This is a genomic window from Herbidospora cretacea (genome assembly GCF_001570605.1).
In the GTDB taxonomy this organism is placed as follows: domain Bacteria; phylum Actinomycetota; class Actinomycetes; order Streptosporangiales; family Streptosporangiaceae; genus Herbidospora; species Herbidospora cretacea.
This window is the reverse complement of the sequence record NZ_BBXG01000011.1, coordinates 90,720-111,782: the sequence shown is the minus strand read 5'-3', so window position 1 is coordinate 111,782 and position 21,063 is coordinate 90,720. Positions and strand designations below refer to the sequence as shown.

13 protein-coding genes are annotated in these 21,063 nt (G+C 70.3%); 8 read left to right on the top strand and 5 right to left on the bottom strand.

The window, feature by feature from the left end; translation table 11 throughout:
- Nucleotides 1-65: 65 nt before the first annotated feature.
- The 5 genes from AW270_RS22540 to AW270_RS22520 all read right to left on the bottom strand — a co-directional run bounded on the left by AW270_RS22540 (nucleotide 66) and on the right by AW270_RS22520 (nucleotide 9,199).
- Complete coding sequence (locus AW270_RS22540; RefSeq protein ID WP_245674803.1) at nucleotides 66-1,670, bottom strand: glycosyl hydrolase family 18 protein; 1,605 nt, start codon at nucleotides 1,668-1,670, stop codon at nucleotides 66-68.
- Between the two features lie 148 nt (nucleotides 1,671-1,818).
- Nucleotides 1,819-3,963, bottom strand: a complete 2,145-nt coding sequence (gene glgB, locus AW270_RS22535) for a 1,4-alpha-glucan branching protein GlgB (protein WP_061297111.1) — start codon at nucleotides 3,961-3,963, stop codon at nucleotides 1,819-1,821.
- A gap of 10 nt (nucleotides 3,964-3,973) precedes the next feature.
- Nucleotides 3,974-5,323: a maltokinase N-terminal cap-like domain-containing protein gene (locus AW270_RS22530; protein WP_061297110.1), complete on the bottom strand. Its 1,350-nt coding sequence runs from the start codon at nucleotides 5,321-5,323 to the stop codon at nucleotides 3,974-3,976.
- Between the two features lie 3 nt (nucleotides 5,324-5,326).
- Nucleotides 5,327-7,060 (bottom strand): maltose alpha-D-glucosyltransferase, encoded by a 1,734-nt coding sequence (treS, locus tag AW270_RS22525; RefSeq protein ID WP_061297109.1) that lies wholly within the window; start codon nucleotides 7,058-7,060, stop codon nucleotides 5,327-5,329.
- 33 nt (nucleotides 7,061-7,093) lie between these two features.
- A complete protein-coding gene (locus AW270_RS22520) occupies nucleotides 7,094-9,199 on the bottom strand; it encodes an alpha-1,4-glucan--maltose-1-phosphate maltosyltransferase (protein WP_061297108.1) in 2,106 nt (701 codons plus the stop codon).
- Between the two features lie 358 nt (nucleotides 9,200-9,557).
- Between AW270_RS22520 and glgP the strand changes: the two genes are divergently transcribed.
- From glgP to AW270_RS22480, 8 genes are all read left to right on the top strand, one after another.
- On the top strand, nucleotides 9,558-12,161 hold the full coding sequence (gene glgP, locus AW270_RS22515) for an alpha-glucan family phosphorylase (RefSeq protein ID WP_061297107.1): 2,604 nt from the start codon (nucleotides 9,558-9,560) through the stop codon (nucleotides 12,159-12,161).
- A 107-nt stretch (nucleotides 12,162-12,268) separates the two neighbouring features.
- A complete protein-coding gene (locus AW270_RS22510; protein ID WP_061297106.1) occupies nucleotides 12,269-12,469 on the top strand; it encodes a hypothetical protein in 201 nt (66 codons plus the stop codon).
- Nucleotides 12,469-13,311 carry a M55 family metallopeptidase gene (locus AW270_RS22505; protein ID WP_061297105.1) on the top strand — a complete coding sequence of 281 codons (843 nt, stop codon included), beginning with the start codon at nucleotides 12,469-12,471 and terminating at the stop codon, nucleotides 13,309-13,311. The genes AW270_RS22510 and AW270_RS22505 overlap by 1 nt, the downstream gene beginning before the upstream one ends.
- A complete protein-coding gene (locus AW270_RS22500; protein WP_061297104.1) occupies nucleotides 13,308-14,810 on the top strand; it encodes a flavin monoamine oxidase family protein in 1,503 nt (500 codons plus the stop codon). Before AW270_RS22505 ends, AW270_RS22500 begins: the two co-directional genes overlap by 4 nt.
- The gene (locus tag AW270_RS22495; protein WP_061297103.1) at nucleotides 14,810-15,322 is read left to right on the top strand and encodes a YbaK/EbsC family protein; all 513 of its coding nucleotides are present in this window, start codon (nucleotides 14,810-14,812) and stop codon (nucleotides 15,320-15,322) included. The genes AW270_RS22500 and AW270_RS22495 overlap by 1 nt, the downstream gene beginning before the upstream one ends.
- 106 nt (nucleotides 15,323-15,428) lie before the next feature.
- Nucleotides 15,429-17,786 carry a serine/threonine protein kinase gene (locus AW270_RS22490; protein ID WP_082801757.1) on the top strand — a complete coding sequence of 786 codons (2,358 nt, stop codon included), beginning with the start codon at nucleotides 15,429-15,431 and terminating at the stop codon, nucleotides 17,784-17,786.
- Nucleotides 17,787-19,760 carry a protein kinase domain-containing protein gene (locus AW270_RS22485; RefSeq protein WP_061297101.1) on the top strand — a complete coding sequence of 658 codons (1,974 nt, stop codon included), beginning with the start codon at nucleotides 17,787-17,789 and terminating at the stop codon, nucleotides 19,758-19,760.
- A 53-nt stretch (nucleotides 19,761-19,813) separates the two neighbouring features.
- Complete coding sequence (locus tag AW270_RS22480; protein ID WP_061297100.1) at nucleotides 19,814-21,019, top strand: serine/threonine-protein kinase; 1,206 nt, start codon at nucleotides 19,814-19,816, stop codon at nucleotides 21,017-21,019.
- Nucleotides 21,020-21,063 lie beyond the last annotated feature (44 nt).

The following is a 21,063-nucleotide window of genomic DNA, read 5'->3' as shown; positions in this document are numbered from 1 at the left end:
AGGCCCACACTAAGCGAAACGGCCCCGCGCACAGGGCGCGGAGCCGTTCAGCCGTGAGAGGAGGTCTACTTCAGGCCGTTGCTGATCGCGGTGATCAGTTCGCCGTTGGCGGTGTCGCCGCTGGTCTCCCAGAAGAACGCGCCGCCGAGGCCCTGGTTCTTGGCGTAGGTCATCTTGCCGGCGATGGTCGACGGGGTGTCGTAGCTCCACCACTGGTTGCCGCAGTGGGCGTAGGCCGTGCCGCCGACCGTGCCGGTGGCCGGGCAGCGGGTCTTGAGGACCTTGTAGTCCTCGATGCCGGCCTCGTAGGTGCCGGGAGCCGCGCCGGTGGCGGTGCCGCCGGGGGCCGACTGGGTGACGCCGGTCCAGCCCCGGCCGTAGAAGCCGATGCCGAGCAGCAGCTTGCTCGCCGGGATGCCCTTCGACTTGAGCTTCTGGATCGCCGCGTCGCTGTGGAAGCCCTGGGTCGGGATGCCGGTGTAGCTGGTCAGCGGCGAGTGCGGGGCGGTCGGGCCCTGGGCGGCGAACGCGCCGAAGTAGTCGTAGGTCATCGGCATGTACCAGTCGAGGTACTGCGCGGCTCCGGCGTAGTCGGCGGCGTCGATCTTGCCGCCGTTGGTGCCGTCGGCGGTGATGGCGGCGGTGATCAGGGCGCTGCTGCCGAAGCGGGCGCGCAGGGCCTGCATGACGTTCTTGAACGAGGAGAAGCCGCTGGCGTCACAGCTGAGGCCGCAGGCGTTCGGGTACTCCCAGTCGATGTCGATGCCGTCGAAGACGTCGGCCCAGCGCGGGTCCTCGACCATGTTGTAGCAGGAGTTGGCGAACGCGGTCGGGTTCGCGGCGGCCTGGGTGAAGCCGCCCGAGTAGGTCCAGCCGCCGATGCTGAAGATCACCTTCAGGCCCGGGTACATCGCCTTGAGCTTGCGGAGCTGGTTGAAGTTGCCGCGCAGCGGCTGGTCCCACGTGTCGGCGACGCCGTCGACCGAGTTGGCCGTGGTGTAGGCCATCTCGTAGTCGGCGTAGCTGTCGGAGATCGTGCACTGGCCGTTCTGGACGTTGCCGAACGCGTACAGGATGTGAGTCAGCTTCGCGGCGGAGCCGCTGGTGTGCAGGTTCTTCACGTAGAACTGGCGGCCGTAGACGCCCCAGTTGGTGAAGTAGCCGATGACCTTCTTGCCGCCCGGCTGCGGGGTGACGGTGGGCGTGGGCGTCGGCGTGGGGGTCGGCGTCGGCGTGACGGTCGGGGTGACCGTGGGCGTCGGCGACGGGTTCACCGGGCCGCCGGTGCAGGGGGCGCCGTTGAGCTTGCAGTTCTGGACCGCCGCGAGGCCGCCCGGGGCGCCGATGAAGCCGAAGCTCGCGGAGGTCCCGGCGGCGAGCGGGCCGGCCCAGCCCTTCTTGGTGAACGTGTAGTGGTTGCCCGACCTGACCATGTCGGCGTCCCACGCGGAGCTGATGGTCGTGGTGCTCGGCACATCGAACTCGACCGTCCACGTGGACAGGGCCGTGTCGCCCGCCTTCACGGTGACCTTGCCCTGGAAGCCGGTGCCCCAGTCCTGGTCGACGGCGTACGTGGCGGTGGCAGGAGTGGCGGCGGCGGCCTGGCCGAAGCCGAACGGCACGAGCAGCGCCGCCGCGGCGATCAGCGAGCCGATGGTGATACGTCGCAAGGAACGCTCCCGGGGGGTAATTCTTAGGAAAGTTTCCTATTAGTACTCCTGAGGCTAAGGCCATGTTCTGACGCCGGTCAACGTCCCGGTAAGGGGATTAATCTGCACTTAAGGTTCACATAAGAAAGGGCCCCCGAAGGGGCCCCTGTCAAGCCTGCTTCTTCAGCCAGATCGTGCCGAGGGGCGGCACCCGCAGCCGCGCCGAGTAGGGCAGCCCGTGGTGCTCGACCTCGCTCGCCATCACCTCGCCGAGGTTGCCGACGCCGCTGCCGGCGTACTCGTAGGCGTCGGTGTTGAGCACCTCCGTCCAGGTCCCGCCCTCGGGAAGACCCAGGTGGTAGTCCTCGTGGGGGCCGCCGGAGAAGTTCGTCACGCAGGCCAGCGCCGAGCCGTCGGCGCCGTAGCGGACGAAGGAGAACACGTTCCCCGAGAAGTCGTCGGCGTCGATCCAGCGGAACCCCTCGGGGTTGCCGTCCTGGGTGTAGAGCGCCGGGGTCTCCTTGTAGCGCGCGTTCAGGTCGCGCACCAGCTTCTGGACGCCCCGGTGGAAGTCGAAGTCGAGCACCCACCAGTCGAGGCCCTTGGACTCCGACCACTCGCCGCCCTGGCCGAACTCCCCGCCCATGAACAGCAGCTGCTTGCCGGGGTGGGCCCACATGAAGGCGTAGAGGGCGCGCAGGTTGGCGAAGCGCTGCCACTCGTCGCCGGGCATCTTGCCCAGCAGCGAGCCCTTCAGGTGGACGACCTCGTCGTGCGACAGCGGCAGCACGAAGTTCTCTGAGTAGGCGTACATCAGCGAGAACGTGAGCTGGTGGTGGTGGTACTGGCGGTAGATCGGCTCGTGGGCGAGGTAGGACAGGGTGTCGTGCATCCAGCCCATGTTCCACTTGAAGCCGAAGCCGAGACCGCCCAGGTGCACGGGCCGGGAGACGCCCGGCCACGCGGTCGACTCCTCGGCGATCGTGACGATGCCGGGGGCCTCGCGGTAGGCGACGGCGTTCATCTCCTTGAGGAACTCGATCGCGTCGAGGTTCTCGCGCCCGCCGAACTGGTTGGGCGTCCACTCGCCGTCGCGGCGGGAGTAGTCGAGGTAGAGCATCGAGGCCACCGCGTCGACGCGCAGGCCGTCGATGTGGAACTCGCGCAGCCAGTAGACCGCGTTGGCGACCAGGAAGTTGCGCACCTCCCGGCGGCCGAAGTCGAACACGTAGGTGCCCCAGTCGGGGTGTTCGCCGCGGTGGGGGTCGGCGTGCTCGTACAGGGGGGTGCCGTCGAAGCGGGCCAGGGCCCACTCGTCCATCGGGAAGTGGGCGGGCACCCAGTCGACGATGACCCCGACGCCGGCCTGGTGGAGCGCGTCGACCAGCGCCCGGAACTCGTCGGGCGTGCCGAACCGGGAGGTCGGCGCGTAGTAGGAGGTCACCTGGTAGCCCCACGAGCCGCCGAAGGGGTGCTCGGCGACCGGCATGAACTCGACGTGGGTGAACCCCATCTCCGTCACGTACGAGGTGAGCTGGTCGGCCAGTTCGAGGTAGGACAGCCCCGGGCGCCAGGAGCCCAGGTGCACCTCGTAGGTCGACATCGGCTCCTTGAGCGCGTCCCGGGTCGGGCGGGAGGCCATCCACTCCTCGTCGTTCCAGGTGTAGGACGACTCGTCGACGACCGAGGCGGTCAGCGGCGGCACCTCGGTGCGCCGCGCCATCGGGTCGGCCTTGCCCCGCCACACCCCGTCGACGCCGAGGATCTCGAACTTGTACCGCGTCCCGGCCCCCACCCCGGGGATGAACAGCTCCCACACCCCGGACGAGCCCAGCGACCGCATCGGGTGGCCGCCGCCGTTCCAGTGGTTGAAGTCACCGATCATCCGCACGCCCAGGGCGTTGGGCGCCCAGACGGCGAACGCGGTGCCCTCCTCGTCCTCGTGGGTCAGCGGCCGCGCGCCGAGCACCTCCCACAGACGCTCGTGGCGGCCCTCGCCGATCAGGTGGAGGTCGACCTCGCCCAGGGTCGGCCAGTGGCGGTAGGGGTCACCGGCCTCCACCGGGTCGGAGCCCTCGTACTTGACCCGCAGCCGGTAGGCGGGGATCTTGTCCAGGCCTTCGAGCAGGGTCTCGAAGATCCCGAACTCGACGTGCTCCAGGGGATGGACCTCCCCGTCGACCAGCGCCTCGACCCTCTCCGCGAACGGCCGCAGCACCCTGATGACCACGCCCTCGCCCGTCATGTGGGCCCCGAGGATCGAATGGGGATCGTGGTGGGCGCCGCCGGCGAGACGGTCCAAGTCGTTCCTCATATTCCAACTCTCAATGTTTCGTGGTGAACGCCGCCAGGGGGATCGGCAGCCAGGACGGCCGGTTGCGCGCCTCGTAGACCACTTCGTAGACGGCCTTGGCGAGCTCCAGGGCGCGCATCATCACGACGTCGGCGGGGCGCAGGTCGCCGCCCGACTTCGTGTAACCGGACAGGAACGCGGCCCGGTTGCGGACCGCCCACTCCTCGGCCCGGTCTTCCAGCGTCTCGGCGTCGGGATGGTCGGCCAGCAGGTGGCGGGCGGCGTACTCGAACGAGCGCAGCATGCCCGCGACGTCCCGCAGCGGCGAGTGGAGCGCGCGGCGCTCGGCCAGCGGCTGCCCCGGTTCACCCTCGAAGTCCAGCACGATCCAGTCGGTCATGCTCCGCATGACCTGACCCAGGTGGTAGTCGCCGTGCACCCGCTGCACGGGCACCGCCTCGTCGACGGCGGCCAGCAGGTCGTAGGCCTCGCGCGCGACGTCGGCGTGGTCGGCCAGCGACGGGACCTCCTCGACCGCCCGCTCCAGCGCGGCCCGGAACCCCTCGGCCATCCGGTGGATCTCGTCGGGGCGCAGGACGTCGTGGCCGAAGGCCTCGCGCAGCTCGCGGTGGACCTCGGCGGTGGCGACGCCGAGCCGCTCGGCCTCGCCGGCGAAGTCGCCCCCGGCGTCGGCCGCGGTCACCTCGCGCGGGGAGGCGTAGAGGTCGCGGACGCTGGTCAGCGCCATCGCCCAGCCCTCGCTGGCGCCCCCGAGGAACGCCTGCATGATCGCCAGGGTGGTGGGCTCCCCGTCGACCTTTCCCTCGATCCAGCCGTAGGGCCGGGCCACATGGTGCGACTCCTCGTCGGCCAGCGCGCGGACGATCTCCAGCTCCGGGTTCATCCCGGGGATGACCACGCGGAACTGCTTGAGAATGTACTGGTCCCCGAAGACGATCGAGGTGTTCGACTGCTCGGCGGTCATCACCAGGCTGCGCTGGGCGGTGTCGATCTCCACGCCGGGCGCGCGGTGGAAGGTCAGCGGGCCGACGGTCGCGTCGTCGGCGATGCCGTGGAGCAGCCGGCCCATGAGCTCGGCGTCGTGGGCGGCGTCGTATATGTCGCGTTCGCGGCCGCCCCACTCGCAGCGGCCGATGTAGACGTGGCGCAACCTGCTCTGCAGCGAGTCGCGCAGGCCCAGCAAAAGCTGGTACCGGGTGGTGCGATCACCCTGGCGCACCGAGACGATCAGGTGGGCCAGGGCGGGGTCGCCGTCCACGAGCGGGACGGTCTGCTCGATCGACAGATCGTCGATCGGACGCCCCTTACCGGCGAACCATCGTTGATCGGCGATCCATCCGGTAAGGAGCTCGGCAAGCACTTTCTATTCCTCCCGGGACGACGGCGGGATGGTGAACCAATAGAACCCATGCCCCGGAAGCGTCAAAAGATACGGAAGTTCGCCAATCGGGGGGAACGGGACGTTACCCGTGGCCTCGATGGGTGAAACCCCCTCGAATCGACGCAGATCCAGCTCGACCGGCTGCGGGAACCGCGACAGGTTGTTGACGCAGAGCACGCGGTCGTCGCCCAGTTCGCGGACGAACGCCAGCACGCTCGGGTTCGAGGAGTTGAGCTCGGTGAAGTCGCCCAGCCCGAAGACGGGGTGACGCTTGCGGATCTCGATCATCCGCTTGGTGAAGTGGAGCAGCGAACCGGAGTGCTTCTGCTGCGCCTCGACGTTGATCGCCTGGTAGCCGTAGATCGGGTCCATGATCACCGGCAGGTAGAGGCGGCCCGGGTCGCAGTCCGAGAACCCGGCGTTCCGGTCGGGCGTCCACTGCATCGGCGTGCGGACGCCGTCGCGGTCGCCCAGCCAGATGTTGTCGCCCATGCCGATCTCGTCGCCGTAGTAGAGCACCGGGGAGCCCGGCAGCGACATGAGCAGCGCGGTGAACAGCTCGATCTGGTTGCGGTCGTTGTCGAGCAGCGGGGCCAGCCGCCGGCGGATGCCGACGTTGGCCCGCATGCGCGGGTCCTTGGCGTACTCGGAGTACATGTAGTCGCGCTCTTCGTCGGTCACCATCTCGAGCGTCAGCTCGTCGTGGTTGCGCAGGAAGATGCCCCACTGGCAGTTCTCCGGGATCTTCGGCGTCTGGGCCAGGATCTCGGAGATCGGGTAGCGCGACTCCCGGCGGACCGCCATGAAGATGCGCGGCATCAGCGGGAAGTGGAACGCCATGTGGCACTCGTCGCCGCCGGTGACCGGGTCGCCGAAGTACTCGACCACGTCGCTCGGCCACTGGTTGGCCTCGGCCAGCAGCACCCGGTCGGGGTAGAGCCGGTCGATCTCGGCCCGGACCCGCTTCAGGTAGGCGTGGGTGGCCGGCAGGTTCTCGCAGTTGGTGCCGTCGACCTCGAACAGGTAGGGGATGGCGTCCATGCGGAAGCCGTCGATGCCCAGGTCCAGCCAGAAGCGCAGGACCTCCAGCATCGCCTCCTGCACGTCGGGGTTCTCGTAGTTCAGGTCGGGCTGGTGGTGGAAGAACCGGTGCCAGTAGTACTGCTGCCGGACCGGGTCGTAGGTCCAGTTGGACGACTCGGTGTCGATGAAGATGATCCGGGCGTCCTTGTACAGCTCGTCGTCGTCGTTCCAGACGTAGAAGTCGCCGAACGGGCCGGTCGGGTCGTGCCGGCTGGCCTGGAACCACGGGTGCTGGTCGCTCGTGTGGTTCATGACCAGGTCGGCGATGACCCGGATGCCGCGCTTGTGCGCCTCGTCGACCAGCTTGATGAAGTCACCCAGGTCACCGAAGTCGGGCAGGATCTTCATGAAGTCGGCGATGTCGTAACCGCCGTCACGCAGCGGCGACTCGTAGAGCGGCAGCAGCCAGAGGCAGTCGACGCCGAGCCACTCGAGGTAGTCGAGCTTGTCGATCAGGCCCCTGATGTCGCCCGTGCCGTCACCGTTGGAGTCGGCGAAACCGCGGATGAGCACCTCGTAGAAGACGGCGCGCTTGTACCAGAACGCGTCGCGCGGCTTCTCGTGCGTGAAGGTGTTCGGAATCGGCTGGTTCGGCTGATTCTGCGGACTCGGCTGAGGTGTCGTAACGCTCACCTGTGGACTCCCCGGTTGGTGCAGGGCTGCGGATTAAGGGCGGTGCGCTGACCCGTGACGCAGCGTGAAGATGTGTGCGGGATTGACATGCGGATCGAGGCGCACGTAGTTGGACTGCCGCCAGCGGTACGACTCGCCGGACAGCTCGTCGTCGACGACGAACTCGGCATGCCAGTCGAGACCCAGGGCCGGCATGTCCAGAAAGACGGTGCCCTCATGGGTGTTGTGTGGGTCAAGATTCACGACAGTCAGCACGACGTCGCCTATGGCGTGCCTTCGTGTGGCCGTGTCGTAGGCGCCCGGCAGCCGCTTTGAGAAGCAGATCACGGCCGGCTGGTCGACGCTGTGAAACCGTAGATTACGCAATTCCTGCAGCGCCGGGTGGGCTCTTCTGAACAAATTCAGCTGCGTGATCAACGGTGCCAGGCTCCGGCCCTCACGCTCCGCCGCCTGCCAGTCCCGTGGACGGTACTGGTATTTCTCGCTGTCGAGATATTCCTCACTGCCCGGGCGCACCGGGACGTTCTCGCCCAGCTCGTACCCCGAGTAGACGCCCCAGGTCGGCGACAGCATGGCGGCGAGCACGGCCCGGATCCGGAACGCGGGCAGGCCACCGTGCTGAAGGTACTCGTGCAGGATGTCGGGCGTGTTGACGAACAGGTTCGGCCGCATGAAGTGGGCCGTCTCGTGGGACAGCTCGGAGAGGTACTCCTCCAGCTCCGGCTTGGTGTTGCGCCACGTGTAGTAGGTGTACGACTGGTGGAAGCCGATCCGCCCGAGCGTCTTCATCATCGCCGGCCGGGTGAAGGCCTCCGCCAGGAACAGCACGTCGGGGTCGGTGGTGCGGATGTCGCGCAGCAGCCGCTCCCAGAACGACACCGGCTTGGTGTGCGGGTTGTCCACGCGGAAGATGCGCACCCCGTGGTCCATCCAGTAGCGCAGCACCTCGCGGATCTTGAGGTAGATGCCCTCGGGGTCCTTGTCGAAGTTCAGGGGATAGATGTCCTGGTACTTCTTCGGCGGGTTCTCGGCGTAGGCGATCGTCCCGTCGGCCCGGATGTTGAACCACTCGGGGTGTTCCTTCACCCAGGGGTGGTCGGGCGAACACTGGAGCGCGAAGTCGAGCGCGACCTCCATGCCCAGCTCGCGGGCCCGCGCCACGAAGGAGTCGAAGTCCTCGATCGTGCCCAGATCCGGGTGGATCGCGTCGTGACCGCCCTCCTCCGCGCCGATCGCCCACGGGCTGCCCGGGTCGTAGACCTCCGGCGTCAGGGTGTTGTTCGGGCCCTTGCGGTAGGCCACCCCGATCGGGTGGATCGGCGGCAGGTAGACCACGTCGAAGCCCATCTGGGCGACCGCCGGGAGACGCTTCTCGGCCGTCTTGAACGTGCCCGACTTGGGGGCGACGCCCTCTTCGATGATCGCGCCCTCGGAGCGCGGGAAGAACTCGTACCAGGAGCCGAACAGCGCCCGCCTGCGGTCGACCATGACCTTGTGGCGGACGGTCCGGGTCACCAGTTCACGCAGCGGGTGGGCGGCGATCAGCGCCTGGGTCTCCGGGAGCTGGGCGGCGGCGAAGCGGGCCCGCGGGTCGACGTCGTCGTCGCGGAGCCGGGCGGCCATCGCCTGGAGCGCGGCCCGGTGGCCGCAGACCGGATCGGCCTTACGCGCCCTGGCGGGCGCCTTCGCCGGCGTCTTGGCCACGGTCCTGCGAGGCTTGGCCGGGGCGTCCGGGCAGTCGGCGGCGCGGACCGCCTTGGCGGCGCGGTCGAACAGCCGCGCGCCCTCCTCGCACATCAGATCGGAGTCGAGGCCCCTCGGGATCTTGATCCCGGCGTCGTGGAGCCAGGTGGCGATCGGGTCGCTCCAGGCCTCGACGCGGTAGGACCACAATCCCTCCGAGGGCAGCGTGACGTCGACGCCCCACCGGTCGGTGCCGGGCGCCAGTTCCCGCATCGGTCTCAGGCGACCGGGCACGCCGTCGGGGTCGAAGAGCACGACCCCTGCGGCCACCGCGTCGTGCCCCTCACGGAACACGACGGCGGTGATCTCGAAGGATTCCCCGGCGGCGGCCTTGGCGGGTCGCTTCCCGCAGTCGACGACGGGATGGATGTCCTGGATTGGGATTCTTCCGATCATCGTTTCTCAACGTAGCGACGGCACGCCCGGTACCGCCGGAGTCCACGGGGCAATTGTCGATCTTTGCTCTGTCTTGGGGCAGCACGAACCACGGCCCGCTGACCGGGCCACTCGCTCATACTGGAGTTGCCCTAATGCTCCCCCTTTACCCGCCAGAAGGAAAGTCAGTCCGGCCGGTCAAACACGTGTGTCATCCACGGGTCCCCGGAGGTTCGTGTGGCGTACACGTATCACTGCCCGCCGCGGCTGACGGTGATGTTTGAGCAGGTATGCCAATGGTGAGATGTCCCGGTGCCGTCGCCGGTCAGGCGGCGTTCCGTCCACATCCACTCCCTCCGATCCCCTAGGGTCTGGCCACGTGAGAGCTATACGCAGGTTCACCGTCCGTACCGTCCTTCCGGCCGAGCTCGCCCCGCTTGGCGAGCTGGTCCAGAATCTCCGCTGGTCGTGGCACCCGGAGACGATGGACCTGTTCGCCGAGGTCGACCCCGAGGTGTGGGAACGGGTCGAACACGACCCCGTGGCCCTGCTCGGCGCCGTCTCGGCCGAGAGGCTCCGCGCTCTGGCCCAGGACCGGCGGTTCCTGCGCCGGGTGGCCGACGCCGCCGACGACCTCCGTGAGTACATGACGGCGCCGCGGTGGTACCAGACGCTGGAGAACGCGCCCGCCGCCGTCGGCTACTTCTCTCCCGAATACGGCATCGCCGCCGCCCTTCCCCAGTATTCGGGCGGTCTCGGCATCCTGGCCGGCGACCACCTGAAGGCCGCCTCCGACCTCGGCGTGCCGATCCTGGGCGTCGGGCTCCTCTACCGCCACGGCTACTTCACCCAGTCGCTGTCGCCCGAGGGCTGGCAGCTGGAGCACTACCCGTCGCTCGACCCGGGCGGCCTCCCGCTGACCCTCCTCAAGGAGGACGACGGCACCCCCGCGCGCATCCGCATCAGCCTCCCCGGCGGCACCGGCCTGCACGCCCAGATCTGGGTCGCCCAGGTCGGCCGCATCCCGCTGCTGCTGCTCGACTCCGACGTGGCCGACAACGACGCCGCCGCCCGCGACGTCACCGACCGCCTCTACGGCGGCGGCGGCGACCACCGCCTGCTCCAGGAGCTCCTGCTGGGCATCGGCGGCGTGCGCGCCATCCGCGCCTACTGCCGCATCACCGGACACGCCGAGCCGGAGGTCTTCCACACCAACGAGGGCCACGCCGGCTTCCTCGGCCTGGAGCGCATCCGCGAGCTCACCGAGGCCCGCCTGTCCTTCGACGAGGCGCTCGAAGCGGTCCGCGCCGGCACGGTCTTCACCACCCACACCCCGGTCCCGGCCGGCATCGACCGCTTCCCGGCCGACATGATCGCCCGCCAGTTCGGCGGCGACAACGCCTGGCCGACCGTGCCGGTCGACCGCGTCCTCGCCCTCGGCGCCGAGCCCGAGTCCCACGGCGGCGACGGCGAGAAGGCCGTCTTCAACATGGCCGTCATGGGCATGCGCCTGGCCCAGCGGGTCAACGGCGTCTCGGTCCTGCACGGCGAGGTCAGCCGGGGGATGTTCCAGGGCCTGTGGCCGGGCTTCGACCTGTCGGAGATCCCGATCGGCTCGATCACCAACGGCGTCCACGCCCCGACGTGGGTCGGCCGCGAGGTCATGGAGCTGGCCGGCAAGGAGCTGCCGACCATCGTCGAGCGCGCCCAGGGCTGGGAGGGCGTGCAGAAGCTCTCCGACGCCGACCTGTGGACCATCCGGGGGCAGCTGCGCGCCAACCTGGTCAACGACGCCCGCAAGCGCCTGCGGAGGTCGTGGCGGCAGCGCGGCGCCTCCGACGCCGAGCTGACCTGGACCGACGAGGCCCTGTCGACCGACGTGCTGACCATCGGCTTCGCCCGCCGGGTGCCGTCCTACAAGCGGCTCACCCTGATGCTGCGCGACCCCGAGCGGCTGCGCTCGCTGCTGCTCGACCCGGACAAGCCGGTCCAGATCGTGATCGCCGGCAAGGCCCACCCCGCCGACGAGGGCGGCAAGAAGCTCATCCAGCAGATCATCAAGTTCGCCGACATGGAGGACGTGCGGCACCGCATCGTCTTCCTGCCCGACTACGACATGACCGTCGGCCAGCTCCTCGTCCAGGGCGTCGACGTCTGGATGAACAACCCGCTGCGCCCGCTGGAGGCGTGCGGCACCTCCGGCATGAAGGCCGCGCTCAACGGCGGCCTGAACCTCTCCATCCGCGACGGCTGGTGGGACGAGTGGTACGACGGCAACAACGGCTGGGCCATCCCGACCGCCGACGGCGTCGACGACCCCGACCGGCGTGACGAACTGGAGGCCTCGGCCCTCTACGACCTGATCGAGCGCGAGGTCGCCGACCGGTTCTACGACCGGGCCGCCGACGGCCTGCCGCGCCGGTGGCTGGAGATGGTCAAGCACACCCTCAGCTCGCTCGGGCCCAAGGTCCTGGCCGGCCGGATGCTGCGCGACTACGTCGTCGACCTCTACAGCCCGGCGGCCGGGGCCGCGCGCGCCCTGTCGGGCGACGGCTACGCCCAGGCCAAGGCGTTCGCGGCCTGGAAGCTGCGGGTCTCGCAGGCCTGGCCCGCCGTCCGGGTCGAGCACGTCGAGACGGCCGGCATCGGCGACACCCCGGAGCTGGGGGCCGCCATGGAGGTCAACGCCACGATCGCGCTGGGCGAGCTGTCACCCGACGACGTCGAGGTCCAGGCCGCCTACGGCCGGGTCGGCCAGCACGACGAGCTGATCGAGCCCAACCACGTGAAGCTGACCGTCGGCTCGCTCGACGACGACGGCCACGCCATCTTCACCGGCGTGATCCCGCTCGACCGGACCGGCGCGTTCGGCTACTCGGTCCGGGTGGTGCCCTTCCACCCGCTGATGGCCTCGCCCGCCGAGCTCGGCCTGATCGCGGTTCCGGAGGAGCCCGCCGGGATGACCAACGGCACCCTTCGCTAAGGATCTACCTCACGGACCGGTCTTCCCTGGTGGGAGGGCCGGTTCGTGCGGTTATCGTGACCATTAGGGCGGAACGTTCCCGTCCACTCCGGATAGGGTTTCCCGTCATGCGGCCCGTCCTCCGCCTCGTCCTGCGTGTGCTCGCCCCGCCCCGGCTCCGCCGGGCCGTCCGCGTCCGAGTGGACGCCCGGTACGTCACCCGGGCCGACCACCGCCAGGACATCAAGGAGGCCCTGTGGGAGATCCAGATGCTGCGCCGGGAAGTGCTGGCGCTGCGCCGTGAGGTCGATCGATTGCGGAGCTACTGATGCGGGTTTACCTGTCCGTCGACATGGAGGGCGTCACCGGGCTCACCGATCCCGAGGAGATGCACCACGGCGGCCGGGGCTACGAACGCGGCTGTGAGTTCATGACCGGCGACGCCAACGCCGTCGTCCGGGGCGCGTTCGCGGCCGGGGCGACGCAGGTGCTGGTCAACGACGCCCACGGCTCGACCAGGAACCTCCGCGTCGACCGGCTCGACACCCGCGCCACCCTGATCCGCGGCTCCGGCAAGCCCCACCGCATGGCCCAGGGCCTCGTCGAGGGCTTCGACGCGGCGGTCTTCGCGGGCTACCACGCGCGCGCCGGGGTCTCCCACGGCGTGCTCAACCACACGTGGATGGGCAAGGAGATCCAGAACGTCTCGCTGAACGGCGAGATCTGCGGCGAGACCCGGCTGGTGGCCGCCTACGCCGGGTTCGTCGGGGTGCCGGTCGCGCTGGTCACCGGTGACGAGGCGGTCTGCGACGAGGCCCGCGAGTTGCTCGGCGACGTCGAGACCGTCGCGGTGAAGACGGGCATCGACATGTTCGCCGCCGAACTGCTGCCGATCGAGGTGGCGCAGCGGAAGATCGAGGAGGGGGCGGCCAGGGCCCTGAACCGCCTGCCGGACTTCCGGCCCTACGTCGTCGAGCCGCCGTACACGCTCGAAGTGGAGTGGAACAGCACCGCCATCGCCTCCGCCTGCGGGATCATCCCGGGAACCCGGCGCAACGGGGCAAGGCACACCGAGTTCACAACGACCGACTATCGGGAGATCATGGCCCTGTTCGGGATATACGCCATGATCGCCGGTCAGGTCGCCTGTGGAAGCGGTGTGTATGGATGACGGGTGAGTTAAGCCGCCGGGCCCTGCTCGCCGGACTGGGCGCCGTCGGCGGCGCCGGCACCATGCTGGCCGCGATGGGGGCCCTGGGCCTGGTCCCCAACAGCCAGGCCCACGCGTTCCGGGCCCCGCAAGCCGGCGACTTCTCGCTGACCGGCCGCTCTCCCAAGCGCGTCGTGGTCCTCGGCGCCGGCGTCGCGGGCCTCGCGGTCGCCTACGAACTGCGCAAGGCCGGGTACGACGTCACCATCCTGGAGGCCGCGAAGAGGATCGGCGGCCGGAACCTGACGCTGCGCGGCGGCGACGAGATCACCGAGATAGACGGCGTCACCCAGAGGGCGGGCTTCCGCGACGGCACCTACTTCAACGCCGGCCCGGCCCGCATCGCCCAGTGGATGATCACCATGGACTACTGCCGCGAGCTGGGCGTTCCGCTGGAGGTCTTCGTCAACTCCAACGCCGACGCCTACGTGTACACCGGTGGCAAGACCGTCCGCTACCGCACCGCCCGCGCCGACACCTACGGCTACCTGGGCGAACTGCTGGCCAAGGCGACCAACCAGGGCGCGCTGGACGCCGACCTGACGGCGGCCGACAAGACCGACCTGCTCGACCTGCTGCGCGAGTTCGGCCAGCTCGGCGAGCAGCTCACCTACGAGGGCGGCGAACGCCGCGCCGACACCGGCCCGATCCCGCCGGTCGCCGAGGTGCTCGGCTACCGCATCCCGCAGGCCCTGTTCTGGGACCTCGCCCACGACCAGGCCATGCCCATGTTCCAGCCGGTCGGCGGCATGGACCGCATCGTCGAGGCCCTGGCCGCCAACGTCGGCCGCCACCGGATCAGGACCGGCACCCCCGCCACGCGGATCACCGACGAGGGCCGGGAGGTCGTCGTCGAACACCGGAACGGCTCGATCAAGGCCGACTTCTGCGTCGCCACCCTGCCCCCGCACCTGCTGGCCCGCATCCCCGGCACCCTCCCGCCCGACCTCGTCCGGAAGCTGACCTCGGGCTTCAACTTCTCCGGCTCCAAACTCGGCCTGGAGTACGGCCGCCGCTGGTGGGAGCTGGACGAGAACATCTACGGCGGCACCACCGAGACCGACCTCGACATCCGCACCATCTGGTATCCCTCCCACGGCTTCCACGAACGCCGCGGCCTGGTCGTCGGCTACTACCACCTGCTCGAGAACGCCGACTCCTACGACGCCCTGCCGCCCGCCGCCCGCCTGGAGCGCGCGCTGCGCGAGGGCGAGAAGGTGCACGGCCCGGCCTACCGCAAGGACCTGCTGTCGAGCGTCTCGATGTCGTGGCGGAAGAGGCCGCACATCGAGGGCATGTTCACGGCCGGGCTCCAGGGCGGCCTCGTCGAACCGGCCCACGGGCGCGTCTACCTGGCCGGCGACTGGCTCACCGACCTGGCGGCCTGGCAGGCTGGGGCCTTCGAGTCCGCACGCAAGGCAGTGCTCTTGATCCACGAAAGGGCGCTGAAGGAGAACTGATGCTGAGCTGGGTCCCCGCCGCCGACCACCTCGATCTGCTGGCCGGGCCGGTCGCCGAGGCCGTGCCCGGCCTGAAGGTCGACCTGAAGGTCGCGCCCATCGACCCGGACCTGGCCGACACCGCCGCCTTCTGCGAGAAGTACGGCGTCTCCCTCGACGACTCGGCCAACTGCGTCGTCGTGGCGGCCAAGCGCGGCGGCGAGACCCGCTACGCCGCCGTCATGGTCCTGGCCACCCACCGGGCCGACATCAACGGGATCGTCCGCCGCCACCTCGACGCCCGGAAGATCTCCTTCGCCCCGATGGACGACGCCGTCTCACGGACCGGGATGGAATACGGCGGGATCACCCCGATCGGCCTTCCGGAGGGCTGGCCGGTGCTCGTTGACGAAAACGTGACCCGCCGCGACTTCGTCGTCATCGGCAGCGGGCTTCGCCGGTCCAAGCTGGCGCTTTCCGGTAGTGATCTCGTCACCGCCACTCGTGGCGAGGTGCTGTTGCTCACTTTGTGACCGTAGGGTGGGAAACCGTTGGACCAATCCTGCCGTTGTACAGGGCAGGAATGTGGCCTGATGGTTCACTCATGGGCGGTGTTTTAGTCGGTATGGTGCTTAAGGCATGAATCAGGACGACCGACTTGGCCCCTACCGGCTGCTCCGGCGGCTCGGTGAAGGCGGCATGGGCGTGGTCCACCTGGCCCTCGATCCTCACGGCAGGCAGGTGGCCGTCAAGGTGCTGCGCCCGGAGGTCGCCGGTGACGACACCGCGCGGCGCCGGCTCTCCCGTGAGGTCGAGACGATGCGGCGGGTGCGCAACCCGTACATCGCGGAGGTCCTCGACGCCGACGTGACGGGCCACCGGCCCTACATCGTGACGCGTTACGTCCCCGGCAAGCCCCTCGACGACCTCATCAAGCACGACGGTCCGCTGACCGTCGAAGGGATCCTCAAGGTCGCCTACGGCGTGGCCGACGCGCTGGCCGCCGTCCACGCGGCCGGGGTCATCCACCGCGACCTCAAGCCGGGCAACGTGCTGATGCTCGACGGCGAGCCGGTGCTGATCGACTTCGGCATCGCCCAGGCCGTCGACTCCACGCGGCTCACCCAGACCGGCATGTTCATCGGCACGCCCGGCTACCTGGCCCCCGAGATCATCGAGGGCCACGAGGCGGGTCCCGAGGTCGACGTGCACGCCTGGGCCGGGACCCTGCTCTACGCCGCCACCGGCCTGCCGCCGTTCGGCAAGGGCACCCTGGAGATGATCTTCTTCAACATCACGTCGGGCAAGGCGAACATCGACGCCGCCCCCGCCGTGGTCCAGCCGGTGCTGCGCGCGGCCTTCCACCGCGACCCCTCCCGGCGGCCCCGCGCCGTCGAGCTGCGGGAGCAGGTGGCCCGGCTGATGCCGCAGGCCCGCCGGCCCCGGGTGCCCGACGAGATCACGACGGTGCCCAACATCGACGACCAGACCGGGCAGCCGATCGCGGTGCTCGGCCTCGACGGCCCGCCGCCCGCGCCGCGGCCCCCGTCGACCGACCAGGTCAACCAGCCGGTGGCCGGTCAGAAGGCCAACCCGCTGATCACCCCGGTCGTACGGCGCCAGCCGTCCCAGGAGGAGTACGTCTCCCTCCTCAACGACACCCCGTTCGCGGGCCACCCGGGCCCGGCCGAGCCGCTCCCGACGAGCGACGTCCGGCCGACCATGCCCGGCCCCCCGAACCGGCCGAACAACCCGTCCTACCCGAGCACGGGCATGCACCAGCCCGGCCCCGGCACGGGCCCCGCTCACCAGCAGGGCCCTCGCACCGGCCCGTCGAACCAGCCGGGTCCCGGCACCGGGCCCTCCGGATATGCCGGACAGCCTCGTCCAGGCCAGAACCCGCCTCCGAACACCGGTCAGAACCTGGGCCAGAACCCCGGCGTCGCCGAGCCGACCGCGCCGCGGCAGGCCGTCAACCCCTCCGGCCCCGGGCACGTGCCCGGCCGGGGCGGCGGCGATCCGTTCCCGACGGTCCGGGTCACCGGTGAGGACCTGCGCCGGGCCGGTCTGTCCGGGGAGAGCGACATCCCGACCCGGCTGCCGGGCGGGCAGAGCGGCTGGAACGACGGCGACCTGCCGACCCGCCGCGCGGGCGAGGGCGGCTGGAACCAGCCACGCGACGGCGACCTGCCGACCCGGCGGGTCTCGCCCGAGGAACTGCGCCAGTCCCACCCGAACGCGCAGCAGGCGTTCTTCAACCAGGCCGCGGAGCACTACGAGCGCACGCCCCAGGTCCACCAGCCCAAGCCGGCCCCGTTCCTGGAGACGCTGCGCGTCCCGCCGCCCCCGCCGCTGCACAACCCGGGCGCGCGTCCGGGCGCGATGCTCCAGCGGTCCAGGGCCTACGGCGTGGCCGGCGTGCTCATGCAGATCGCGCTCCTGGGGGGCGCGGCCATCGCGCCGACGCTGGCGGCGCTGCTGATCATCCCGAGCGTCATCCTCTTCCGGGCCGCCGACATCGCGCAGCCGCAGCTCAACGGCAAGCGGCAGGTGAGCGCGGCGGCGGGCGACGTGTTCCGGGTGCTCAGCGAGCCCGCCGCGCTCGTCAAGTCGGCCGGCGCGACGATCGGGCTCATCTTCTACGGGCTCATCCTCGGCATTCCCGTCACGCTCCTGCTGACGGTGCTCACCAAGATGGACATCAACGCCACGCTCGGCTGGGGCGTCGCGGTCGCCCTCTGGACGATCTGCGCCGGTCCCGCCGTCGAGGCGCCCACCCGCCAGGTACGACGTACGCTGGCATCGCTGTTCCCGACCAGGGGGATGGCGATCGGGATCGCCGCCATAGTGGGGGTGGTGGCGGTCGTCCTCGGGGGAGTGGCGCTGTTGTCACTCAGTCCCGACAACCACACGGCAGGCCTGATCTGGGGTTTCGATCTGCCCACGCTGGTGGACCGGCTGACGGAGTTAAGGAAATCAGGACCAGGGGGGTCATAGGTGGCCGCAACGGAAGCCCCGGAGCGGATCGGTCCATACCGATTGCTCCGGCGACTGGGCGAGGGCGGGATGGGCGTCGTCCATCTGGGACTCGACTCCGATGACCGCCAGGTAGCCGTCAAAGTCCTCCACCCACACGTCGCCTCCGACCTGAAGGCGCGCGACCGTCTCACCCGCGAGGTCGAGACGATGCGCCGGGTGCGCAGCAACCGCGTCGCCGCGGTGCTCGACGCCGACCTGACGGGCGCGACGCCCTACATCGTCACCCGCTTCGCCCCGGGGCGCACGCTGGAGCAGCGGGTGCTCGAAGACGGCCCGCTGAAGGGCGACGACCTGTGCCGGCTGGCGCGGGGGCTCTGCGAGGCGCTGGTGGCGATCCACCACGCCGACGTCATCCACCGCGACCTCAAGCCGGCCAACGTGATGCTCGTCGACGACGGCTCGGGCACGTTCGAGCCGCTGGTCATCGACTTCGGCATCGCCCACCTGGTCAACGCCACCCGGCTGACCCAGACGGGCATGTTCGTCGGCACGCCCGGCTACCTCGCCCCGGAGATCATCCGCGACAGCGAGATCACCCAGGCGGCCGACGTCCACGCGCTGGCCGCGACCGTGTTCTTCGCCGCGACGGGCAAGCCGCCGTTCGGCCAGGGAACGTTCGAAGCGGTCTGTTACAACATCCTGGAGGGCAAGGCCCAGGTCGAGGCCGCGCCCGCGTTCCTGCGCGGCTGGCTGCGCCTGGCGCTGGCGACCGACTCGGCCGCCCGGCCCACGGCCGGGTCGCTGCTGAAGCTCTCGCGCGCCCTCGACCCGTCGGTGACGATCTTCAAGGAGGGCGGCACCGCCGTCCAGCGCAACCAGCAGCCCGACGGCACCCGCGTGCTCTCCGACGGGACGCGGGTGCTGGCCGACGGCACCCGGGTCCTCAACGACGGAACCAGGGTGCTCACCGACGGTACCCGCGTCCTGGGTGACGGCACTCACGTGCTGAGCGACGGCACGCGCGTGCTCGACGACGCGCCCCGGCCCCGCGGCGGCGAGACGTTCTCCGACCTGCTGCCGCCGGTCAACTACGTCGCGCCCGAGCGGGACCCCCGGCCGCCGAAGCAGCGCCGGTCGGGTTCCTCCTCGCAGCCGCCGCCCTACGTCCCGGCGTCCGTGCCGCCCTACCAGCCGCCGCCGCAGTTCGCGCCGCCGCCCTACCCCGACCAGCGGGTGGCCGGATTCCCGGCGCCCCAGCAGCGGTCCGCGCCTCCGCCGCAGGCCAGGCCGCCCTACCCGGAACCGCAGGCCCAGCCCGACCGGCCGCGCTACAAGACCAGCCACCCCGTGATGGCGGCGCTGATGCTGGCGGTGCTGGTCGGCGCGGCGTGCCTGCTGCCGGTGATGGTGAGCCTGTTCGCGATCGTGCTGGTGCTCTGCCTGCGGGTGGGCAACTCGCTGGTCGGCGACATGAGTGAGCGCCGCTCGATCCGGGGCGCCAGTGGCTCCGACCCGATGCGCGCCGTCCTGGGCACCCCGTGGGCGCTGGTCAAGGCGGTGCTCGCGACCGTGATCCACGTGCCGCTGGGCATCCTGTTCGGCATCTGCGTGTGGGGCGTGCTCCGCTACGGGGGTGGCCTGACGACCGACGGCGCGGCGGCCTACGCGGCGGCGGCGTTCGTCGGCGGGCTGTTCCTGCTGCCGGGCGGGCGCAAGCCGCGCCAGGCGGTGCAGCGGGCCCTCGCGGGCGTCATCCGCAGCCCCGGCGCGGGCATGGTGGTCACCCTGGTCTTCGGCACGCTGGCGTTCTTCATCGTGATGACCGCGCTGTCGGCCGAAGCGGTCTGGACGCCCTGGCGGCCCCCGTCGGCCGTGATCGACGACCTCGTCGCCGGTCTCGGCAAGGGACAGGACACGGCGGTCAACCTGATCACCGGCCTGTTCGAAGACCTGATGAGCCAGATCGGACTGGGATTCCTCGTCGGGAAGTGAGCCACAGCCCGCCACGGGGCACGATCACTCGTGAATCCTGAAGGGAGCAGCTGGTGGAGTCGAGCGTCTCAAACGCCGGTCCCTATCGGCTGCTGTCCCCTCTGGGCAAGGGCGGCTTCGGCGAGGTCCACCTGGCGCTCGACGCCGAGGGCCGTACCGTCGCGGTGAAGGTGCTCCACCCCCACATAGCCGCCGACGGCTCGGCCATCACGCGGCTGGCGCGCGAGGTCGAGACGATGCTGCGGGTCCGCGGGCCGCACATCGCCGAGGTCCTCGACGCGTCGCTGGAGGGCGAGCGGCCCTACATCGTCACCCGCTACGTCCCCGGCCGGGCCCTGTCGACGATCGTCGCCGAGGGCCCTGTCGACGACGACGCCGACCTGCTGCGGCTGGCCCGCGGCCTGGCCGAGGCGCTGGTCGCGATCCACGACGCGGGCATCGTCCACCGCGACCTGAAACCGGCCAACGTGATGCTGGCCGATGGCGAGCCGTTCCTCATCGACTTCGGCATCGCCTCCGCGCTCGACCTGGTCTCGGTGACCGACACCGGCGCGGTCGTCGGCACCCCCGGCTACCTGGCCCCCGAGGTCCTCGAAGGCAAGGACGCGGGCCCGCCCGCCGACGTGTTCGCCTTCGCCGCGACGGTCGCCTACGCCGCGACCGGCCGTCCGATCTACGGTCTCGGCCCGGCCCCCGCGGTCGCCTACCGGGTGGTCCACCATGAGCCCGACCTGTCGGGGGTGCCGTCGTGGCTGGTCCCGATCCTGCGCGACGCCCTCGCGACCGACCCGGCGGCCCGCCCGACGGCCGCCCAGCTCCTCACCCGCCTGGGCGCCCAGCGTCCGGTCCCGGCCCGGAGCGTCCACCGGGAGGAGGAGACGGTCGAACTGAAGGCGGCCCCGCCACCGCCCGAGACCCGCTCCCCGTCGGAGATCGCCCGCGCCCGCCGCGCCGACGTGGTCCGCCGCCGCTGGGTGATCGGCACCTGCGCCGTCGTCGGCCTGCTCGCCGCCACCGGCCGCGAACACCTTCCCGAGGCCTCCCTCCTCCTTCTCGTCGTGTACGGTCTGGCGCTCCTCATCGACGCCATGTTCGGCCTGGCCGCGAAGGCCAGGGGCAGGGTCGTCCTCGACCTGTCGGCGATCGCGGGCTCGATCGTGCTCTGGTGGGTGCTGAGCACCTTCTTCAGCACGTTCATCCTGCTGCTGGCCGTGGGCGCGCTGTTCTTCGCGCTGGGCCTGCTCGCCCTGGCCGGCTGACCCACCCCCGCCCGACACCTCCAGAACATAATTCGGTATGGTGA